Consider the following 20,899-nt stretch of genomic DNA (forward strand, 5'->3'; position numbering starts at 1 on the left):
CGGCGCGCCGCACGTTCTCGTCGGGTCAGCGGGCGCTGTTGTGGGCCGCCGGGGTACTCGGCGCGCTGGCGATTGTCATCGCCATCCTCATCGTGCTCAACGCGCAGGACCGCAAGGACCAGCAGCAGACCCCGCCGCCGACCGTCACCGACACGGTGACCGAGACGACGCCCTACCAGACCCCGGCAGCGCTGCCGGACCTGGCTTTCCACGTGATCGTGCCGGAAGAAGCCGGGGCCATGGCTCAGGTTGTCCCGAAGGCCCCGGAACAGATACTGCGATGACGACGCCTCAGCACCTCTCTGACCGATATGAACTCGGTGAAATTCTCGGCTTCGGTGGCATGTCCGAAGTCCACATCGCCCGCGATACGCGGTTGCACCGCGACGTCGCGGTCAAGGTCCTGCGCGCCGATCTGGCCCGCGACCCCAGTTTCTACCTGCGTTTCCGCCGCGAGGCGCAGAACGCGGCCGCGCTGAACCATCCCGCCATCGTGGCGGTCTACGACACCGGTGAGGCCGAGACCCCGAACGGGCCGCTGCCCTACATCGTCATGGAGTACGTCGACGGGGTGACGCTGCGCGACATCGTGCACACCGACGGTCCGATCCCGCCGCGGCGGGCGATCGAGATCATTGCCGACGCCTGCCAGGCGCTGAACTTCAGCCACCAGCACGGCATCGTGCACCGGGACGTCAAGCCGGCCAACATCATGATCAGCAAGAACAATGCTGTGAAGGTGATGGACTTCGGTATCGCCCGGGCCCTGGCCGATACCGGCAACAGCGTCACGCAGACGGCCGCGGTGATCGGCACCGCCCAGTACCTGTCCCCCGAACAGGCCCGAGGGGAGACCGTCGACGCCCGCTCCGACGTGTACTCGCTCGGCTGCGTGCTCTACGAAATCCTCACGGGCGAGCCACCTTTCATCGGTGACTCACCCGTCGCGGTGGCCTATCAGCACGTCCGCGAGGATCCGATCCCGCCGTCGCACCGGCACACCGGCATCTCACCCGAGCTCGATGCGGTGGTGCTCAAGGCGCTGGCCAAGAACCCGGACAACCGCTACCAGACCGCGGCCGAGATGCGCACCGACCTGATCCGGGTGCACAGCGGAGAGGCACCGGAGGCACCGAAGGTGCTCACCGAATCCGAGCGGACGTCGATGATGAACTCCGGGCCGATGCTGGCCCAGGGAGCTCACGCCGCGCCGACGCAGGACCTGGTGGTGCCGCGTCCGGTCGACCGCAACACCTCGGTAGCCCGTTGGCTCATCGCGGTGGCGGTGCTGGCGGTGCTGACCGTGGTGGTGACGGTCGCGATCAACATGTTCGACGGCAAGCCCCGCGACGTGCAGGTGCCCGATGTCAGCAAACAGCGCTCGGCGGATGCCGTTGCGGCACTGCAGAATCGGGGCTTCAAGACACGCACCGAGGACATGAACGACAACCAGGTGCCCCCTGGCATCGTGATCGGCACCGACCCAGCGGCCAACAGCATGGCGGCCGCCGGTGACGAGATCACGATCAACGTGTCGGCCGGGCCCGAGCAGGCGCAGATCCCCGATGTGGCCGGGCTGACGCCGTCGCAGGCCAGGCAGAAGCTCAAGGACGCCGGCTTCGAGAAGGTCAAGGAGACCACGAGCCCGTCGACACCCGAGCAGAAGGGCCGGGTGCTGGCCACCAACCCACCGGCCAACCAGACCGCGGGCATCATCTACGAGGTGACCCTGGTCGTGGGTTCCGGCCCGGAGAACACCGCGGTGCCGGACTGCACGGGGCAGAGCGCCGACGTCTGCAAGCAGATCCTGACCGCCTCGGGTTTCACCAGCACGGTGGTCATCGATGTGGACAACACCGCACCCGCCGGCCAGGTGGTCGGCACCGAACCGCCCGCGGGGACCTCGGTACCCAAGGACACCCCGATCCAGATCCACGTCTCGCGTGGCAACCAGTTCGTCATGCCCGATGTGGTCGGTCAGTTTTGGGACGACGTGTATCCGCGGCTGACCGCGCTCGGATGGACGGGCGTGCTGGACAAAGGACCGAACATCCCCAACAGCGGTCAGCGGAGCAATGCGGTGGTGACGCAGAGCCCGCCGGCGGGCACCGGCGTGAACCGCGACGCGCGGATTACGCTGAGCTTCGCGTCGTAGCCGCGGCCACGGCGCGAGCCACCTCGTCTTCCAGCGAGGCGACCAGCTGCTCCGCCGGGGCGGCACCGCACACTCCGAGCCAATTGGCCAGCATGCGGTGCCCGCCCTGGGTCAGGATCGACTCCGGGTGGAATTGCACCCCATGAATGGGGAGTTCGGCATGCCTTACGCCCATGATCACCCCGCCCTCGGTGCGCGCGATGACTTCGAGCTCGTCCGGCACGGTCTCGGGCAGGATCGTCAGCGAGTGGTAGCGGGTCGCGGTGAACGGGTCCGGCAGGCCCTTCAGCACGCCGGCATCGGAGTGGAACACCACGCTGGTCTTGCCGTGCAACAGCTCGGGCGCCCGGTCGACGGTGCCGCCGAACGCCACACCGATGGCCTGGTGGCCGAGGCACACGCCGAGTAGGGGAGTGCCGGCCGCGGCACAGGCACGGACCAGGGGGATCGACGCCCCGGCACGTTCGGGTGTACCCGGGCCCGGGCTGAGCAGCACGCCGTCGAAGTCGGCCGCCACCTTGGCGATGTCGGCCTCGGTGGCCAGGCGGTCGTCGTCATTGCGCCAGACCTGCGCGTCCACGCCCAGCTGGCCCAGGTACTGGACCAGGTTGAACACGAAGCTGTCATAGTTATCGACGACCAGAACCTGCATCGGCTCAGGCTACCGGCCGAAATGACCAGCTCAGTAGCCGACCGGTCCCGCTGGTTTCGCGTAGCGCATCCGCACCGGCTCGGTGTGGCCCGTCAGCTCGACCTCGGCGCGCGGTTCCTCGGTATAGCCGAGCCCGAACCGCACCACGTACTGCTTGTAGAGGGTCACCAGCGGTGCGGCCGCGAGCGCCGCCTGCATGGCCGGAGCGTCCCCGATCGCGGTGATGACGTAGGGCGGGCTGTAGGTGCGGCCGTTGAGCAGCAGGGTGTTGCCGACGCAGCGGGGAGCCGACGTCGCGATGATGCGCTGGTCCTGCACCTGGATTCCTTCGGCACCGGCACTCCACAGCGCGTTGAGGACGGCTTGGATGTCCTGCTGGTGCACCACCAGATCGTCGGGGGCGGCGTCGCGGGGGAAGCGGCCCTCGGCATCACGCTGGGCATCGTTGAGCGTCACCACCAGGCCGGGCCCCCGCATCGGCACGACACCGGCGTCGGCGGCCAGCTCGGCCGAGCGGGCGGTGATGGCCTCGAGCGCGGCATGTGAGGTGGGGGAGCCGCCGTGATGGCTGTCGACCTCGGTGGACAGCGCATCGCGCTGGGCCGTGAGCCGGTCCACGGACTGCTGGGCCTCGCGCACCAGGTCGACGAGGCGGGGAGCGTCGCTGCGGCGAATCTCGTCGCCGCCGGATACCCCGTGGGGGGCGGCCAGCAGCAGGCCGGCGAACAGGCAGACCACCGGTACGCCGAGGCGCCACCGGGACCGATCGGGTTGGGCCATCGCTGTCTCTCCTGGACGTGCAGCTACGTTAGGCTCGTGAGGCATCCTGCCTCATCGTCGCACCGTGTGACGCCGACTGTCCGCGAAGGGACCCATGCCCNGGCGCCACCGGGACCGATCGGGTTGGTCCATCGCTGTCTCTCCTGGACGTGCAGCTACGTTAGGCTCGTGAGGCATCCTGCCTCATCGTCGCACCGTGTGACGCCGACTGTCCGCGAAGGTACCCATGCCCAAGTCCAAAGTCCGCAAAAAGAACGATTTCACCATCAAGCCGGTGAGCCGGACTCCGGTCAAGGTGAAAGCCGGGCCGTCCAGTGTGTGGTTCGTCGCGCTGTTCATCGGCCTCATGCTGTTCGGTCTGCTCTGGCTGCTGGTGTTCCAGCTGGCCGCGACCAACCCGGTGGACACGCCGACGTGGCTGCAGTGGATGGCCGACCTGGGCCCGTGGAACTATGCGATCGCCTTTGCCTTCATGATCAGTGGGCTGTTGCTCACCATGCGCTGGCGCTGACCTGAGACCGGATCATAATGAATTCATCTTACGTTTTCAGCGTTACCAGCTCAGCAACGTCGTCGGCGCTCAATCACACCGTTGTGATTCATCCCCATTGGGGATAGCACCTGTGGATAACTCCATTAGTCGCGGTAAGAGGGTGTGAACAACCCATGCAGCAAACTCATTGGAGCCCACCGGCCGCCGGAGTCGCTGGTTGCGGCATAGCCGGACTTATGATGGCTATCGCAGCTGTGACGCTGATCACAGACCCGCCAGGACGTGTTCTTGCCGGCATAGCTGGCGTGGGATTGCTCACGTTCGCAATCTTGTCGTGGCGGGCACGCCCGAAACTGGCAATTAATCAAGACGGTCTCACCGTCGCCGGTTGGTGGCACGACCGGACCTATCTCCGCAATGAGATCCGCAGTATCCGCATCACGGAGTTCCGCCGCATCGCGCGCAAGGTCCGCCTGCTGGAGATCGATACCAACGACGACCGCCTGGTGGTCCTCACGCGGTGGGACCTCGGAACAGACCCGATCGAGGTCCTGGACGCGCTCACCCAGGCCGGGTTTGTACCCCGGTAAGCGAATTCAAACCCCACACAACACGCGACGCCCCCGTACCCGGGGGCGTCGCGCAGTTGTATGTGCGGGGTAGGCCCGTTATGCCACGGTGACCGATTGGATGACGACCGGCTCGGTCGGGCGGTCGGACCGATCGGTGGCGGTGGACGCGATGGCGTCGACCACCTTCTGCGACTCGGGGTCGACGACCTCACCGAAGATGGTGTGGCGCCGGTTCAGGTGCGGCGTCTGGCCGACCGTGATGAAGAATTGCGAGCCGTTGGTTCCCGGGCCGGCATTCGCCATGGCCAGCAGGTAGGGCTTGTCGAACTGGAGCTCGGGGTGGAATTCGTCGGCGAACTGGAAGCCCGGGCCGCCGCGGCCCGTGCCGGTCGGATCGCCGCCCTGGATCATGAAGCCGTCGATGACGCGGTGGAAGATCGCCCCATCGTAGAAGGGACCGGACGTGCCACCCGAAGCGTTCTCGGTGCTGTAGTCCTTGGTGCCCTGCGCCAAGCCGACGAAGTTGGCCACGGTCTTGGGAGCGTGGTTTCCGAACAGTGCGATCTTGATATCGCCGCGGTTGGTGTGCAGTGTCGCCGTTGCGGTCTGAATGGGGCTCGTCACGAGAAGTCAGTCTGCCATCCCGGGGCCGGGGGAACGTCAGATACCCCACCAACGGCCCCATACCCGCCCGGAGATGGCAATCTGGATCTGAGCCCGAGAACGACTTCACCTCAGGACCGTCGCCAAAGCCCAGAAAGGTGCCCGATGACCGCGAACGTCGATACCCGCTTGGCCCCCCGTCAGCGCCTAGCCCGCGGATTGAAATACAGCACGGTGGGTCCGGTCGACGTGACCCGCGGTGTAGTGGGCATCAGCGCCAACACCGTGTCCGCGGCGGCGGCCGGGCTGCGCAAGCGGTACGAGTCCGGCAAGCTGCGGCGACAGCTCGCCGCGNCCGCGACCGGCTCCTCACAGTCCAGCCACTTGCCGTCCTCTTTGAGGAAGCTGTTGGATTGGGTCTCGGTGACCGGTGGCTCGTTACCCGACCGCCACGTCGTGGTCAGGTCGGCCGTCGCGGTATCACCGGTGACCTTGATGTTCTCCACCTTGTCGATCGTCACGGTGGTGGTCTGCCGGAGAATCTCCAGATTCGCGGCCTTGTAGGCCGGTTCGTCGTACCGGACCAAGGCGTCGACCAGCTCGCGGATGGTGGCATCCGATGCGGTGGGGTATTGCTGCTTGAGCGCCTCGGTCAGCACGTCCACGGGCTTGGCGGCCAATTCCTCGGGGGTTCCCGCCTCGCTGATCGGCGGGAACATGGTGTCCGGCTGGTTGACCACCACGTCGCGGTACCGGGCACACGTCAGCCCGGCCATCGTGTCGAAGTCGAAGCCCGCCATCGCGGCTTCCTCGGCATCGATCAGGTCGCGGATCTGCTGCTCGTCGCTCACCGCCTCCACGGCGGTCTCAGCCGGGCTCGACGGCGTCGGCTCGCTGCTCTCCGACCCACAACCGGCGAGGGCCAATGCGGCGATGCCCACGATGAATACTCGAATCACAGGGTTCCCTCTTCCTCATGGTGGCGCTACCAGATGTTTTGGAGCATCCGAGGCGGAAGGTCTCCGGCCTGCCGTCCGTGGACAGCGGCAGCCTATCGGCCAGAGCCGGTCCGTGAACGAGAAAAGCGGCCCGGACGCTGTCGCCGGAACCGCTGTGAACTGAATTTTCGACTTTGTGGAGCCTAGGAGATTCGAACTCCTGACATCTGCCTTGCAAAGGCAGCGCTCTACCAACTGAGCTAAGGCCCCGAATCTGGCGGCGACGCTGGAATTTCCAGGTCGTGCCAAACCTCTTCACCGTGTCGCGACCGCCACACGATCACCGCGACGGCTGCGACGCCGGCCAGAAGCAGGAACCGCATGGGCACAACCTCTCGGTGATCACCGGCTGCACCGGTTGTCGTGGGCCTAGGAGGACTCGAACCTCCGACCTCTTCGTTATCAGCGAAGCGCTCTAACCGCCTGAGCTATAGGCCCGAAAATTGGGATCGACCGAGCGCAGAGATTACCGCACCGGGGCGCAGACTCCCAAATCAATCCCGGTCGGCGAGCGTGACCTCGACGCCGCCCACCAGATCCGTGGTGAGGTTGTAGATGAATGCGCCGATGGTCGCCATCGCACACAGCACCACGATGTTGACCAGACCAATGAGCGCCGACCCGCCGAAGATCGTTCCGCTGGAGACCAATTCGCCACCGGAGGCGCCGCTGGCACTGGTCAGCAGGTCGCCGACGTTGCTGTTGAGCTTGCTCCACACACCCATCGCGCCGAGCACGAGGTACAGGAACGCGACGGCGATCATCCACACGAAGAACAGCACCACCGACAGCACCAGTGAGACCTTCAGCACAGTCCACGGGTCGACCCGGCGGATCTGCATGCTGGCCCGCACCGGGCCCTGCTGCTGGCTGCGGTTGGCAACCTGGATCCGAGTGGTCGGTGCGCCCGAGGACCTCACCGACGCGGCGTCGGGGGACGACTTGCGTTGCGGACGCGGCGCCGGTCCGGACAGGTCCGGTAGCTCGCTGGCGTAGGCCTCCGGGCGGACCGGCTCACTGCGCGGCGTCTGCGATCCGCCCGATCCGGTACGCGGAGGCCTGGCCTGCTGCTCGGTCTCCTGGTTCTCGTTGCCGGACACGAAGCGCTGCAGCCGGGCCTCCACTCCGGGGGAGTGGGCGCCCGGCTGACGAGCACTCTCGTCGCGTGCCTCTGGTGTCGGCTGCTGCGCGGTGCGGGCGGTGCCCCGCTGCCACGGCGGTGCCTCACCGGTTTCGGTGATCTGGCCGCCGGCCGGCCGGGCGGCCGCACCGCTCACCTTGCTCGCGGCCGAGCCGCCCTCGGCACCCGAGCCGTTGGAGCTGCTCGACCGGTCGCCCGTGCGCGGGTATCCCGGTTCGTTCGGTGAACTCACCTAACAGCTCCTTAGCTCGGGCCGGGGTCCGGGGCGGACCTCGGCGGCCGCGTCACGCCTCGTCGGACTCGCCACCATCCGGATCGGACTCCTCCTCGGCGTTGCGCGCAATCGCAATCAGTGTGTCGCCCTCGCCCAGGTTCATCAAGCGGACACCCTTGGTCTGGCGCCCGGCCTTGCGAACCTGACGTGCGGCGGTACGGATGACACCGCCCCCGGAGGTGATGGCGTACAGCTCCGTCTCGTCGTCGACGATCAGCGCTCCAACCAGACTGCCACGTTTGCGGTCGTACTGGATCGTCAGGATGCCCTTGCCGCCGCGGCCCTGGACGGTGTACTCGTCGATCGCGGTGCGCTTGGCGTAGCCGCCGGCGGTCGCGACCAGCAGGTATGTATCCGGTTGGACCACGTTCAGGGACAGCAGCCGGTCGTCCTCGTTGAACCGCATGCCCTGCACACCCGAGGTGGCGCGACCCATGGGCCGCAGCGCCTCGTCGGTGGCCGAGAAGCGGATCGACTGGCCGTTGGCGCTGACCAGCAGCAGATCGTCCTCGGCCGAGCAGAGCACGGCGCCCACCAACTCGTCACCGTCACGCAGATTGACCGCGACGATGCCGCCCGAGCGGTTGGAATCGAAGTCAACGAGCTTGGACTTCTTCACCAGACCGTTGCGGGTGGCCAGCACCAGGTACGGCGCATCCTCGTAGGTCTTGAGCTGGATGACCTGGGCGATGCGCTCCTCGGGCTGGAAGGCCAGCAGGTTCGCCACGTGCTGACCGCGCGCGGTCCGCGAGGCCTCCGGCAGCTCGTAGGCCTTGGCCCGGTACACCCGGCCCTGCGTGGTGAAGAACAGGATCCAGTCGTGGGTGGAGCAGACGAAGAAGTGGTTGACGATGTCGTCGGCCTTCAGGCCCGCACCCTGCACACCCTTGCCGCCGCGCTTCTGGCTGCGGTACAGGTCGGTCTTGGTGCGCTTGGCATACCCGGTCTCGGTGATCGTGACGACCACTTCCTCGCGGGCGATCAGATCCTCGTCGCTGACCTCGCCGTCGGCGGGCACGATCCGGGTGCGGCGGTCGTCGCCGTACTTCTCGACGATCTCGCCCAGTTCGTCGCGCACGATCGCACGCTGGCGTTCTGGCTTGGCCAGGATGTCCTCGAGGTCGGCGATCTCGGCCTCGATCTTGGCCAGGTCGTCGATGATCTTCTGCCGTTCCAGGGCAGCCAGCCGGCGCAGCTGCATGTCCAGGATGGCCTGCGCCTGGATCTCGTCGATGTCGAGCAGTTCGATCAGGCCGGCACGGGCGATGTCGACGGTCTGCGACGCCCGGATCAAGGCGATGACCTCGTCGAGCGCATCGAGGGCCTTGACCAGACCACGCAGGATGTGGGCCCGCTCGTTGGCCTTGCGCAACCGGTAGCGGGTACGCCGCACGATGACATCGAGTTGGTGCTCGACGTACAGCCGGATCAGCTGGTCGAGCCGCAGCGTGCGCGGCACGCCGTCGACGATCGACAGCATGTTCGCGCCGAAGCTGGTCTGCAGCTGGGTGTGCTTGTAGAGATTGTTCAGCACGACCTTCGCGACGGCATCGCGCTTGAGCTCCACCACAATTCGCAGACCGACCCGGTCACTGGACTGGTCTTCGATGTTGGCGATGCCGCCCAGCTTGCCGTCGCGGACCTGCTCGGCGATCGAGGTGATGAAGTTGTCGTGGTTGACCTGGTAGGGCAGCTCGGTGATGACGATGCCGGTGCGGCCCCGGCTGTCCTCCTCGATCTCGACGACACCGCGCATCCGGATCGACCCGCGCCCGGTCTTGTAGGTGTCCTCGATGCCCTGGCTCCCCACGATCAGGCCGCTGGTGGGGAAGTCCGGGCCCTTGACCCGCTCACACACCGCGGCCAAGGTGGCCTCTTCGTCGGCCTCGTAGTTCTCCAGGCACCAGTACACGGCCTCGGCCAACTCCCGCAGGTTGTGCGGCGGGATGTTGGTGGCCATGCCGACGGCGATACCGCCCGAACCATTCGCCAGCAGGTTGGGGAACCGGCTCGGCAGAACCGTGGGCTCCTGCACCCGACCGTCGTAGTTCGGGATGAAATCGACTGTCTCCTCGTCGATTTCACGCAGCATCTCCATCGCCAACGGAGTCAGCCGCGCCTCGGTGTAACGCATGGCGGCTGGCGGATCGTTACCCGGCGAGCCGAAGTTGCCCTGGCCGTCGACCAGGGGATAGCGCAAGGACCACGGCTGCGCCATCCGGACCAGGGTGTCGTAGATCGAGGCGTCGCCGTGCGGGTGGTAATTACCCATCGTCTCGGCCACCGAGCGCGCCGACTTGGCGTGGCTGCGGTCCGGACGGAAGCCGGAGTCGTACATCGCGTAGAGCACACGGCGGTGCACCGGCTTGAGGCCGTCGCGCACCTCCGGCAGCGCGCGACCCACGATGACGCTCATGGCGTAATCGATGTAGCTGCGCTGCATCTCCTGCTGAATGTCGACCGGCTCGATGCGGTCAGAGGCTCCGTCGCCCGGTGGCAACGTGGTGTCAGTCATGTCATTCCTCGCTCGTCGGCTCGGCTATGTGGTCTTCGTGGCCTGCGGGCCCGCGTGAATTACGGTGGCGCACAAGGGAGGTCGCGCATCGTCGCGTCCGTCTAAACGTCCAGGAACCGGACGTCTTTGGCGTTGCGGGTGATGAAACTGCGGCGGGCTTCGACGTCCTCACCCATCAGGATCGAGAACAGCTCGTCGGCGGCAGCCGCGTCGTCAAGCGTCACTTGACGCAACACCCGCACCGTCGGATCCATGGTGGTTTCCCACAATTCCTTGGCATCCATCTCGCCGAGACCCTTGTAACGCTGGATACCGTCGTCGACGTTGATCCGCTTGCCCGCCGCCTTGCCGGCCTCGAGCAGGCCGTCGCGCTCACGGTCGGAATAGGCGAACTCGGGTTCCTGGCGCTGCCACTTGAGCTTGTACAGCGGAGGCTGGGCCAGGAAGACGTGGCCGTGCTCGATCAGCGGTTTCATGAAGCGGAACAGCAGGGTCAACAGCAGCGTCGAGATGTGCTGGCCGTCCACGTCGGCGTCGGCCATCAGCACGATCTTGTGGTACCGCAGCTTGGAGATGTCGAACTCGTCGTGAATGCCGGTGCCCAGCGCAGTGATGATGGCCTGGACTTCGGTGTTCTTCAGAACGCGGTCGATACGGGCCTTTTCGACGTTGATGATCTTGCCGCGCAGCGGCAGGATCGCCTGGAACATCGAGTCGCGGCCGCTCTTGGCGGAGCCGCCTGCCGAATCACCCTCCACCACATACAGTTCGGACTTGCTCGGATCGGTCGAGCGGCAGTCGGCGAGCTTGCCGGGCAGGCCGCCGATCTCGGTGGCGCTCTTGCGCCGCACCAGAGCGCGCGCCTTACGAGCCGCCTCACGCGCCTGCGCTGACGAAACCGCCTTGTTGACAACGGTTTTCGCCTCAGCCGGGTTGGCCTCGAACCAGTGGCTGATCTGCTCGTTGCAGATCTTCTGGACGAACGACTTGACCTCGGTGTTACCCAACTTGGTCTTGGTCTGACCTTCGAACTGCGGCTGGGACACCTTCACCGAGATGACCGCGGCCAGACCTTCGCGGATGTCCTCACCGGTGAGGTTGGGGTCTTTGTCCTTGAGGAGCTTCTTCTCCTTGGCGTACTTGTTCACCACGCTCGTCAACGCCGCGCGGAAACCCTCTTCGTGGGTTCCGCCCTCGTGGGTGTTGATCGTGTTGGCGAACGTGTGCACCGACTCGGAGTAGCCACCGTTCCACTGCATGGCGATCTCGACCTCGTGGCCCTCGCCCTTGCCGTCGAAATCGATGACGCTCGGCTGGATCGGGGACTTGGTCCGGTTGATGTGCTTGACGAAGTCGACCAGGCCGCCGGGGTAGTGGAACACCCGGTGCTTCACCTTGACCGGTGCCGCGGCCTCGGCCGCCTCCTCGGCGGCGGACTTCGGCGCTTCTGCGTGATCGCTCACCACATCGTCGACCACTTCCTCGGCGGTGACGCGCTCGTCGGTGAGCTCGATGGTCAGGCCCTTGTTCAGGAACGCCATCTCCTGCAGGCGCCGGGCGATCGTCTCGAAGTCGTAGACCGTGGTCTCGAAGATGTCCGGATCGGCCCAGAACCGGATGGTGGTGCCGGTCTCGGTCGTCTTCTCACCCTGCTTGAGGGTGCCGGGAACCGACTTGTCGTAGACCTGGAACCACTCGTAGCCGTCCTTGCGGATATCGGCCTCGAGCCGCGTGGACAGCGCGTTCACCACGGACACACCGACGCCGTGGAGACCGCCGGACACCTGGTAGGCGCCTTCCTCGAACTTGCCGCCGGCGTGCAGCACGGTCATGACCACATCCACGGTGGGGATGCCGGTGGCGTGCATCGCGACGGGGATACCGCGGCCGTCGTCGGTGACCTGGACACCGCCGTCGGCGAGGATCCGGACGTCGACGCGGGTGGCGAAGCCGGCCATGGCCTCGTCGACCGCGTTGTCCACGACCTCCCAGATCAGATGGTGCAGGCCGCGCTCACCGGTGGAACCGATGTACATGCCCGGGCGTTTGCGGACCGCCTCCAAGCCTTCGAGCACCTTGATGGAATCGGCGCCATATTCACTTGGAGCGTTCTTCTTCTGGGCAGCCACGTCGAACGCGTCTCCTTGGGGTTCACGGGGCGGCGGTGCAGAGCACCGCCTGAGATCCGCCGATAGTCTACCGCCAGATCCGCACAGGACCGGTGCTGTGTGCGCGTTTCTGACGGTCTGATTGCGCCGTGCGCGGAATTTTTCGGCCATCTGTGCGTCCGGAGCCCGAAAACAACGCTGGCGAGCGTCTCGGAGCTCTCAGACCAAAGTGATCCCGGCTACCCGTAGGTGTCGCGCGGACCGCGGCCGGGCACGTGGTAGCGCCCCTTTCGCCAGGACGGACCCACCGGACCCACGATCTTCAGCGAGGTCACCACCCCGTCGCCGACCGCCGCGGCGATCTTGGCCAGCAGTTGCGCCTGCACCATCCGCAGTTGCGTGGCCCACGCCGTGGACTCCGCCGAGACGGTCAGCACACCCTCGTTCAGGCCCGTCGGATTGGCATGGTCGGCGATCTGGTCACCCACCACCGCCCGCCAGCGCCCGAACACCGAACCCTCGGCCACCCTCGAGGACCAACCCCGCACCTTGGCCAGGTCCTGGGTCGCCGCACCGAGCAGCTGCGGATCCCGGACGTCGGGACCCGGTCCCGACCAGGCCCGACGCCGGCCGGCGTTGNGAGGGTGCGCCGCACCAGATCCATGCCGCGCATCCGGGTCAGATCCTCGGGGGAGGGGGCCGGCTGTCGGGGTGGGTTGGGATCGTCCGTCATGACTGCACCACCGAAATCCGGCCCTGGTCGTCTTCGGTCATCCTGATCTCGATGCGGTTGACCGCCCAGTCCTGCGGGATGTCCTCACCGACGGCCGCGGTGACCAGCACCTGCTCGGCCTCACCGGCGACCGCGGCCAGCGCCTGGCGCCGTGCGGTGTCCAGTTCGGCGAAGACGTCGTCGAGCAACAGCACCGGATCGACCCCGTCGGAACGCAACAACTCATAGGCACCGAGTCGCAACGCCAGCGCCATCGACCACGATTCACCATGGCTGGCAAAACCTTTGGCCGGCTGGTCACCCAGCCACAGCTCGAGATCGTCGCGGTGCGGGCCCACCAGACAGACCCCGCGGTCCAACTCGGCATCCCGACGACGCGCCAACGCATCCAGCAGGGCAGCCTCATAGAACTCGACGGATTCCGGACCGGGCGCGTTCGCGATCGCCTCCACCTTGCTGTGATACCGGATCGCCGCGGGTCGGCTGGCCGGGGCCAACAATTGATAGGCCTTCTGCACCTCGGGGTGAAGTTGTTCGACGAGCGCGATGCGCGCGGCGATCAGCGCGGCACCGTGCGCGGCCAGGTGCCCGTCCCACACATCCAAGGTGTCGAGCACGCTGCGGTCCCCTCGGTAACGTGCTCCCGCAGCGGTTTTCAGCAGTGCCGTACGCTGCCGCACCACCTTGTCGTAGTCGGCACGGATACCGGCGATCGCCGGCCGGCGGGTGGTCGCCAGCTCGTCGAGGTAGCGTCGCCGCTCGCCCGGGTCGCCACGCACCAGTGCGAGATCCTCCGGGCTGAACAACACCGCACGCAGCACTCCCAGGATCTCGCGCGGCGACCGCACCGGCGACCGGTTCAGCCGCGCCTTGTTGGCCCGGCCGCTGGTGATCTCGAGATCGACCGCCAGCTCCCGACCCTCGTTGACCACGATGCTCGAGACGATCGCGCGCTCCGCGCCGGCCCGGATCAGCGGCGCGTCGGACGCCACCCGGTGCGAGCCCAATGTTGAGCAATACCACAGTGCCTCAACGAGATTCGTCTTCCCGAAACCGTTCGAGCCGACGAATACGGTACGGCCGGGCTCCAGCTCGAGCTCGACGTGTGCCCAGGACCGGTAATCGGTCAGTCCCAGGTGACGGACATACATCGTTCTGGTGCCTAACCGGACTCACTGATCCGGTGGACCGCGTGACCACCGAACTGGTTGCGCAGCGCCGACACGGCCTTCATGGTGGGGGAGTCCTCTTGCCTCGAGGCGAACCGGGCGAACAACGACGCCGCGATCACCGGCATCGGCACCCGGTGGCTGATGGCTTCCTCCACGGTCCAGCGGCCCTCACCGGAATCCTCGGTGTAACCGCTGATCTCGGCGAACCCGGGGTCTTCCTTGAGTGCCTTGGCCAGCAACTGCTGCAACCACGAGCGCACCACCGTGCCGTTGGTCCAGGCCTGGATCACCGCCTGGGGGTCTGTGATCAGCTCCTCGGCCGCCAGCAGTTCGTAACCCTCGGCGTAGGCATGCATCAGCCCGTACTCGATGCCGTTGTGCACCATCTTGGCGTAGTGACCGGCACCGACCGGGCCGGCGTGTACGAAGCCGTCGGCCTGATCACCCTCGGGGCGCAGCGTGTCGAAGATCGGCATGGCTCGAGCCACGTCGGCGTCACTGCCGCCCACCATCAGCCCGTAACCCTCGCGCAGCCCCCACACGCCGCCGGAAACCCCGGCGTCGATGAAGTTGATTCCCTTGTCGCCCAACAGTTTTGCGTGTGGTCCATCTTCGGTGTAGCGCGAGTTGCCACCGTCGATGACCAAGTCACCCGCGCCGAGCACGTCGGCCAGCGCGACGATGGTCTCGTGCGTCACCGTGCCCGACGGCACCATCACCCAGACCACCCGCGGCGTCTCGAGGGCCCCGGCCAACTCGGCCAGGCCGGCCACATCGCTCACTTCCGGGCGAGGGTCGTAGCCGATCACTTCGTGGCCACCGGCGCGCAGGCGCTCGCGCATGTTGAAGCCCATCTTGCCCAGGCCGACCAACCCCAGTTGCATGTGCGCCCTTCCTCGAGGCCGCCGGTCAGCCGGGAAGCCGGACCGGCATCAACAGATAGACGTAATCGGTTTTGGCAGCGGGGAACGGACCCGAACCCCCGCCGGTGCCACCATCCTCCCCCGTCGGACGCAAGACGGCGGGACGACTCGGCGTGGTGAACCCGAACGTCACCCGGTCCGAATGCAGCGAGCTCAGGCCGTCGGTGAGGTAGGTGGGGTTGAACGCGATGGTCAGCGGGTCGCCGGCGAACTCCACCGGCAGATCTTCCTCGGCGCGGCCGACGTCGTCGGCGCCGGCGGACAGTCGCAGCACGTCATCGCCGAATTCCATGCGGATCTGGGCGCCGCGGTCGGCCACCAGGGCCACGCGCTTGATCGCCTCGGTCAGCTCGGCGACACCGATGGTCGCCACCGCGGTGTGCTCGGTGGGCAGCAGCTGACGGAACTTGGGGAACTCCGCGTCGAGCAGCCGCGTGGTGCTGCGCTTGCCGTTACTGCGGATGCCGAGCAGCCCGTCCTTGCCGACGGCGTCCCCGGACCCGAGCGACAGGTGTACCTGGTTGCCGTCGGTGCCGGCCTTGGCCGCTTCGGCCAGCGTCTTGGCGGGCACCAGCACGGCAGCCTCGACATCGGTGGCGCTGGTCTCCCAGGTCAACTCACGCACCGCCAGCCGGAACCGGTCCGTGGCGGCCAAAACCACTGATTCGCCGGAGATCTCGACGCGGATGCCGGTCAGCATGGGCAACGTGTCATCCCGGCCGGCGGCCACCGCGACCTGGCCGATGGCCTCGGCGAACAGGTCCGATGCCACCACACCGGTTTCCTCGGGCAGGGTCGGCAGCGCGGGGTAGTCCTCCACGGCCAGCGTCGGCAGGGAGAACCGGGCGCTGCCACAGGTCAGCGCCACCCGGGTGCCTTCGACGCTGAGCTCCACCGGCTTGGCCGGCAGTGCCTTGGTGATGTCGGACAGCAACCGGCCGGACACCAAAACGCTTCCGGGAGAAGCGATTTCGGCGCTGACCCGAACCTCGGCGGATACCTCGTAGTCGAAGCCCGAGATGGTCAGGCCCTCATCGGTGCCGGTCAGCAGAACACCGGCCAGCACCGGGATGGTGGGCCGGGTCGGCAGATTGCGGGCCACCCAGGCCACCGCGTCCGCGAAGTCCTCACGTACCACGCGGAACTTCAAGTCGGTCAGCCCAGCCGTCGTCGTCGCCACCTGCTATGCGCCCCTTCGATGATCCCCATAACGAGCTCTACCAGCGTGTTCCCAAAACCGCGCCACGCAGCATGACGCTGAATGACAAAGCTGGTAACCGCCGTCGATGAACCACCGTAGAGCTTTCCGCATCAACTTGAAAGCTAATCGATCGGGGTGACATCCGGGCTCCTCGAGCCGGGACGGGCGGGCGGTGAGCCCGGTGTCCCCAGGCCCCTTCTTCTAGAAAGAATTCTTAGAAGATATTTGAGTAACAGTATTAGGCGCTGTGAAAACTGGGGATGAAGGGGTGTTTGCCCAGCACCTTCGGTGTGTCGTCATGTGAGTCCGCTGTGGACACCGGTGGATGGATTGCCGGCCGGGTGTGGACAGCCGGCGGCGTGTGGATGATTTTGTCATTCATCCCGGGCTTTGCCCGCAGGTTGTGCACAGGGGTATCCACAGCGGTGAGCTGTGACTTGTGACGCATAGTGGGGCGAAAGTTGTTACAAGATTTTTCGCCGGAGAGGCCTCGAGAGACCACGATGTGAGACGCCGGAGGACGTCCGGCGGTCGGATTCGGGGCTGATTCAGCGCTTCGCGCGTTGGCGAATCCGGGTGGTGAGTTCCTTGACGTGGTCGAACACCTCACGTCGCTCGGCCATTTCGCCACGGATCTTCTTCTCGGCATACATGACCGTGGTGTGATCCCGCCCGAACGCCTGGCCGATCTTGGGCAACGACAGGTCGGTGAGCTCACGGCACAGGTACATGGCGATCTGGCGGGACTGGGCCAGCGCCCTGGTCTTACCGGGGCCGCGAAGCTCCTCGACGGTGGTCTCGAAGTACTCGGCGGTCGCGGCCATGATGGCCGCGGTACTGATTTGCATGGTCGTGGCGTCGGCGATCAGATCGCGCAACACGACCTCGGCCAGGGCCTTGTCGATGCGGGTCTTGTTCAGCGACGCGAACGCGGTGACCCGGATGAGGGCGCCCTCGAGCTCGCGGATGTTGCGTTCGATGCTGCTGGCGATGAGCTCGAGCACGTCATCGGGGACATCGAGCCGGTCCATCTGCGCCTTCTTGCGCAGAATCGCGATCCGGGTTTCCAGTTCGGGCGGCTGGACGTCGGTGATCAGGCCCCACTCGAAGCGGGTGCGCAGCCGGTCCTCGAGAGTGGCCAGCTGTTTGGGCGGCCGGTCCGAGGAGATGACGATCTGCTTGTTGGCGTTGTGCAGGGTGTTGAAGGTATGGAAGAACTCCTCCTGGATACCTTCCTTGCCTTCGATGAACTGGATGTCGTCGACCAGCAGGATGTCGATGTCGCGGTAACTGCGCTTGAACGAGGCCTTGCGGTCGTCGCGCAGCGAGTTGATGAAGTCGTTGGTGAATTCCTCGGTGGAGACGTACTTCACCCGCATGCCCGGGAAGAGACGTTGCGCGTAATTGCCGGCCGCGTGCAGCAGGTGGGTCTTGCCGAGGCCGGATTCTCCCCAGATGAACAGCGGGTTGTAGGCCCGGGCCGGGGCTTCGGCGATCGCGAGGGTCGCGGCGTGGGCGAAGCGGTTGGACGCACCGATGACGAAGGTGTCGAAGGTGTAGCGCCGGTTGAGATTGACCGCGTTGTCGTCGCTGATCGTGGAATCACGCTGCGGGCTGCTGAAGTAGGTCGGCCAGCTTTCTTCGGCGTTGACCTTGGCGGCGCGGTCGTCGTCGATCTCGTCCGATTCGGTGGCCGAATCGGCGGGGTCGGCGGGCACCTCGGTGGCGGCCACGGTGTCCGACCGGGACGTCGAGTCCTCGGGTTCCTCCGGGGGCGTCGCGATACGCACCCCGAGTTCGACCCGCTGGCCCAGCTTGCGGCTGAGCGCGTTGATGATCGGCTCGCGCAGGTGCCGTTCGATCTCGTTCTGGACGAACGGGGTGGGGACGGACAGCAGAGCAAACCCCTCGGCGATGACGAGGGGTTTCACAAGCTTGAGCCAGGCCCTTTGCTGAGGGGTCAGCGGGGGGAGCGCCGGATCACCGGGCTTGCCGGCTTCCGGATTGCGCTCGCCGTTGAGTTCGGCAACGACGCTGTTCCAGACTGCGACGAATGGTGGGTCGGGGTCCGCTGTCAACGACCGTCTCCCCCTTTGAGGTTCTTCGAGGTCGACCCGGGGACGACCAAAAGAACGATGACGAACTGTCCACACATTTATCCACAGCTTGTGGAGAAAGGACAGTCGTCGTCGCTCTGTTGTCTGTAGCGAGGACGTCGAAACCGGGGTTTCATCACATGCTGCGACGGTGACGGTCCAGCGACGTCCTCGATTGTTTTCTCGGGGCCGGTCCGGCGCGGAACGGCATTGCCAGAAGCTAACAGTTTTCTCTCGATGTGCCAACAGTTCTGCAACATCGGATGCCGCCCGTGTAGGCGGGTCGGCGCAGGTTTGACCGAGGGAAATCTCATCAGTACCCTCGAGCAGTCGCCCGCACGTGGCGATACGGCTGCGCCCGGGAAGTTCCGGAGAACGCGCCGGTTAGTAAAGCACGACGGACGAGCTTAAACCGAGCTTGCACGGTAACCGTGTCTCGACGGCATTTCGGTGTCGCCGGGGGACGGGTGCCAAATGGAACAAGGAGAGATTGCCGTGGCCAAGGGCAAGCGGACCTACCAGCCCAACAACCGCCGCCGTGCGCGTGTGCATGGGTTCCGGCTGCGGATGCGTACGCGCGCCGGCCGCGCCATCGTCGCCAACCGTCGTAGCAAGGGCCGTCGCGCACTCACTGCGTGATTCTCCGGCTTTCCGGCAGGATTTGACGCTGGTGCTTCCGGCTCGATACCGGATGAGGCGGTCCGCGGAATTCAGTGCCACCGTCAGTCGAGGTGTGCGTGCGGTCCAACCTGATGTTGTCGTGCACGCGCTACACGACGGGACGGATGCCACCGGCCCGCGGGTCGGTCTGATCGTGTCCAAAGCAGTCGGCAACGCGGTGGAACGCCACCGCGTCTCCCGCCGGCTGCGGCATGCCGCCCGCACCGTCATCCCGCGACTCGATGCCACCGATCTGGTGGTGATCCGGGCTCGCGCGGGCAGCAGTGAAGCACCTTCGCCTCAGCTGGAGCAGCAGTTGCAGCGCGCGCTCGAGCGCCTGGAGTCGCGGCGCAGGACGTCACCATGATTCGCAGGGCGGGTGCTGTCGTGGCCCGCGGTGCGATCTTCGTGATCCAGCTCTATCGCCATGCTATTTCCCCGTACCGGCCGCCGTCGTGCCGGTTCATGCCGACCTGTAGTCAGTACGCGGTCGACGCCTTCACCGAGTACGGCTTGTTCCGCGGTGCGTGGCTGTCCCTCATCCGGCTGATGAAGTGCGGACCGTGGCACCCCGGCGGATGGGATCCCATTCCGGATCGGTGCCCCCACGATCACGAGTCCGTCACTTCTGACGAGACCGTCCCTGGCGAGATAGCCGCCGCCGAAAACCTTGTCTGGGAGACCCCAGCGAAGCGAGGGGAGAGCAAGTCGCGTGTTTAATTGGTTCAGCCTGGACATCATCTATTACCCGGTGTCGGCGATCATGTGGATCTGGTACAAGGCATTCGCCTTCCTGCTGGGTCCGGAGAACTTCTTCGCCTGGGCGCTGTCGGTGATGTTCCTGGTGTTCACCCTGCGCGCGATCCTCTACAAGCCCTTCGTCAAGCAGATCCGCACCACGCGGCAGATGCAGGAACTGCAGCCGCAGATCAAGGCACTGCAGAAGAAGTACGGCAAGGATCGTCAGCGCATGGCGCTCGAGATGCAGAAGCTGCAGCGCGAGCACGGGTTCAACCCGATCCTCGGCTGCCTGCCGATGCTGGCTCAGGTCCCGGTGTTCCTCGGCCTGTACCACGTGCTGATGTCCTTCAACCGGACCCAGACCGGTATCGGCCGGCTCGGGTTGTCGGTCGAGGAGAACCGCAGCCTGCCGAACTACGTCTTCAGCGCGACGGACGTCGGGCACTTCCTGGACGCGAATCTGTTCGGGGCGCCGCTGGGCGCGACGATGATCCAGCAGCACGGGCTCGAGGCCTTCACCGAATTCAACCGGCTCTCGGTGATCTTGGTCGGTGTGCCGATCATGATCCTGGCCGGCATCGCGACGCACTTCAACAGCCGGGCTTCGGTGGCGCGTCAGAGTGTGGAGGCCGCCGCCAACCCGCAGACCGCGATGATGAACAAGCTGGCGCTGTACGTCTTCCCGCTCGGTGTGGTGGTCGGTGGACCGTTCCTGCCGCTCGCGGTGATCATCTACTGGCTGTCCAACAACATCTGGACCTACGGTCAGCAGCACTACGTGTTCGGGATGATCGAGAAGGAAGAAGAAGCCAAGAAGGCCGAGGCGCTCGAGCGTCGTTCCGCGAATGCGCCGGCCCCTGGCGCGAAGCCGAATCGGGCCCGCAAGTCCGAATCCGCCAGCGCGGCCGGGACCAGCGCCACCGAGGGTACGGAGACAGAGGCCAAGGGCGCCCAGAGCGACGGCAAGAGCGAGACGACGGGCGAATCGGGAGGGCCGAGCGTGAGCCGCACGCCCAAACCCGGTGCACGCCCCAAGAAGCGGAAACGGTGACCAGTTCTACTGGCTACAAGTAGGGAGAAGA

At 66.0% G+C, this 20,899-nt stretch carries 18 protein-coding genes, 2 tRNA genes and 3 pseudogenes; 9 read left to right on the plus strand and 14 right to left on the minus strand.

The window, feature by feature from the left end:
* Window positions 1–284: pseudogene (locus BN4332_RS34600) on the plus strand (serine/threonine protein kinase); the annotation flags it as partial.
* On the plus strand, window positions 281–2,155 hold the full coding sequence (gene pknB, locus BN4332_RS22920; RefSeq protein WP_066901807.1) for a Stk1 family PASTA domain-containing Ser/Thr kinase: 1,875 nt from the start codon (window positions 281–283) through the stop codon (window positions 2,153–2,155). The pseudogene BN4332_RS34600 and the gene pknB, both read left to right, overlap by 4 nt.
* Here pknB and BN4332_RS22925 read toward each other — a convergent pair.
* Complete coding sequence (locus tag BN4332_RS22925; RefSeq protein ID WP_066901808.1) at window positions 2,133–2,807, minus strand: aminodeoxychorismate/anthranilate synthase component II; 675 nt, start codon at window positions 2,805–2,807, stop codon at window positions 2,133–2,135. The two genes, pknB and BN4332_RS22925, sit on opposite strands and share 23 nt — an antisense overlap.
* Window positions 2,808–2,837: 30 nt before the next feature.
* Window positions 2,838–3,587 carry a DUF881 domain-containing protein gene (locus BN4332_RS22930; RefSeq protein WP_066901809.1) on the minus strand — a complete coding sequence of 250 codons (750 nt, stop codon included), beginning with the start codon at window positions 3,585–3,587 and terminating at the stop codon, window positions 2,838–2,840.
* Window positions 3,588–3,813: 226 nt separating this feature from the next.
* Here BN4332_RS22930 and crgA point away from each other — a divergent pair, with 226 nt between their 5' ends.
* Both crgA and BN4332_RS22940 read left to right on the plus strand, forming a co-directional pair.
* A complete protein-coding gene (gene crgA, locus BN4332_RS22935) occupies window positions 3,814–4,098 on the plus strand; it encodes a cell division protein CrgA (protein ID WP_066901810.1) in 285 nt (94 codons plus the stop codon).
* A 155-nt stretch (window positions 4,099–4,253) separates the two neighbouring features.
* Window positions 4,254–4,670, plus strand: a complete 417-nt coding sequence (locus BN4332_RS22940) for a PH domain-containing protein (protein WP_066901811.1) — start codon at window positions 4,254–4,256, stop codon at window positions 4,668–4,670.
* A 78-nt stretch (window positions 4,671–4,748) separates the two neighbouring features.
* Here BN4332_RS22940 and BN4332_RS22945 read toward each other — a convergent pair whose 3' ends face one another.
* On the minus strand, window positions 4,749–5,276 hold the full coding sequence (locus BN4332_RS22945) for a peptidylprolyl isomerase (protein ID WP_066901812.1): 528 nt from the start codon (window positions 5,274–5,276) through the stop codon (window positions 4,749–4,751).
* Between BN4332_RS22945 and cwsA the strand changes: the two are divergent.
* Window positions 5,238–5,558, plus strand: a pseudogene (cwsA, locus tag BN4332_RS35615) (cell wall synthesis protein CwsA); the annotation flags it as partial. The gene BN4332_RS22945 and the pseudogene cwsA sit on opposite strands and share 39 nt — an antisense overlap.
* Here cwsA and BN4332_RS35620 read toward each other — a convergent pair.
* The 11 genes and pseudogenes from BN4332_RS35620 to dnaA form a co-directional block, all read right to left on the minus strand.
* Complete coding sequence (locus tag BN4332_RS35620) at window positions 5,456–6,055, minus strand: Rv0361 family membrane protein (protein ID WP_435405207.1); 600 nt, start codon at window positions 6,053–6,055, stop codon at window positions 5,456–5,458. The pseudogene cwsA and the gene BN4332_RS35620 sit on opposite strands and share 103 nt — an antisense overlap.
* Before the next feature lie 335 nt (window positions 6,056–6,390).
* A tRNA-Ala gene (locus BN4332_RS22960) sits at window positions 6,391–6,463 on the minus strand.
* Between the two features lie 154 nt (window positions 6,464–6,617).
* A tRNA-Ile gene (locus BN4332_RS22970) sits at window positions 6,618–6,691 on the minus strand.
* 56 nt (window positions 6,692–6,747) lie between these two features.
* The gene (locus BN4332_RS22975) at window positions 6,748–7,626 is read right to left on the minus strand and encodes a DUF3566 domain-containing protein (protein WP_066901814.1); all 879 of its coding nucleotides are present in this window, start codon (window positions 7,624–7,626) and stop codon (window positions 6,748–6,750) included.
* Window positions 7,627–7,678: 52 nt separating this feature from the next.
* Window positions 7,679–10,183 carry a DNA gyrase subunit A gene (gene gyrA / locus BN4332_RS22980; protein WP_066901815.1) on the minus strand — a complete coding sequence of 835 codons (2,505 nt, stop codon included), beginning with the start codon at window positions 10,181–10,183 and terminating at the stop codon, window positions 7,679–7,681.
* A gap of 101 nt (window positions 10,184–10,284) precedes the next feature.
* Entirely contained in the window at window positions 10,285–12,312 is a 2,028-nt protein-coding gene (gene gyrB, locus BN4332_RS22985) for a DNA topoisomerase (ATP-hydrolyzing) subunit B (protein WP_066901816.1), read from the minus strand.
* A gap of 218 nt (window positions 12,313–12,530) precedes the next feature.
* Window positions 12,531–12,923, minus strand: a pseudogene (locus tag BN4332_RS22990) (DUF721 family protein); the annotation flags it as partial.
* A 97-nt stretch (window positions 12,924–13,020) separates the two neighbouring features.
* Complete coding sequence (gene recF, locus BN4332_RS22995) at window positions 13,021–14,175, minus strand: DNA replication/repair protein RecF (protein WP_066901817.1); 1,155 nt, start codon at window positions 14,173–14,175, stop codon at window positions 13,021–13,023.
* 11 nt (window positions 14,176–14,186) lie between these two features.
* Entirely contained in the window at window positions 14,187–15,080 is an 894-nt protein-coding gene (gene gnd, locus BN4332_RS23000) for a phosphogluconate dehydrogenase (NAD(+)-dependent, decarboxylating) (protein ID WP_066901818.1), read from the minus strand.
* Window positions 15,081–15,105: 25 nt separating this feature from the next.
* Window positions 15,106–16,299: a DNA polymerase III subunit beta gene (dnaN, locus tag BN4332_RS23005; protein WP_066901819.1), complete on the minus strand. Its 1,194-nt coding sequence runs from the start codon at window positions 16,297–16,299 to the stop codon at window positions 15,106–15,108.
* Window positions 16,300–16,868: 569 nt separating this feature from the next.
* Window positions 16,869–18,398: a chromosomal replication initiator protein DnaA gene (dnaA, locus tag BN4332_RS23010; RefSeq protein WP_066901820.1), complete on the minus strand. Its 1,530-nt coding sequence runs from the start codon at window positions 18,396–18,398 to the stop codon at window positions 16,869–16,871.
* A 513-nt stretch (window positions 18,399–18,911) separates the two neighbouring features.
* On the opposite strand from dnaA, the gene rpmH reads away from it, so the two are divergent.
* From rpmH to yidC, 4 genes are read left to right on the plus strand one after another with little or no spacing between them, the layout of a single operon-like run.
* Window positions 18,912–19,055: a 50S ribosomal protein L34 gene (rpmH, locus tag BN4332_RS23015; RefSeq protein ID WP_003883350.1), complete on the plus strand. Its 144-nt coding sequence runs from the start codon at window positions 18,912–18,914 to the stop codon at window positions 19,053–19,055.
* Between the two features lie 31 nt (window positions 19,056–19,086).
* Window positions 19,087–19,443: a ribonuclease P protein component gene (gene rnpA / locus BN4332_RS23020; protein WP_066901821.1), complete on the plus strand. Its 357-nt coding sequence runs from the start codon at window positions 19,087–19,089 to the stop codon at window positions 19,441–19,443.
* Window positions 19,440–19,796, plus strand: coding sequence for a membrane protein insertion efficiency factor YidD (gene yidD, locus BN4332_RS23025; protein WP_066901822.1), 357 nt, complete (start codon window positions 19,440–19,442; stop codon window positions 19,794–19,796). The genes rnpA and yidD overlap by 4 nt, the downstream gene beginning before the upstream one ends.
* Window positions 19,789–20,868 (plus strand): membrane protein insertase YidC, encoded by a 1,080-nt coding sequence (gene yidC, locus BN4332_RS23030; protein ID WP_066901823.1) that lies wholly within the window; start codon window positions 19,789–19,791, stop codon window positions 20,866–20,868. The genes yidD and yidC overlap by 8 nt, the downstream gene beginning before the upstream one ends.
* The last annotated feature ends 31 nt before the right edge of the window (window positions 20,869–20,899 follow it).

It is taken from the genome of Mycolicibacterium houstonense, assembly GCF_900078665.2.
Taxonomy (GTDB): Bacteria; Actinomycetota; Actinomycetes; order Mycobacteriales; family Mycobacteriaceae; genus Mycobacterium; species Mycobacterium houstonense.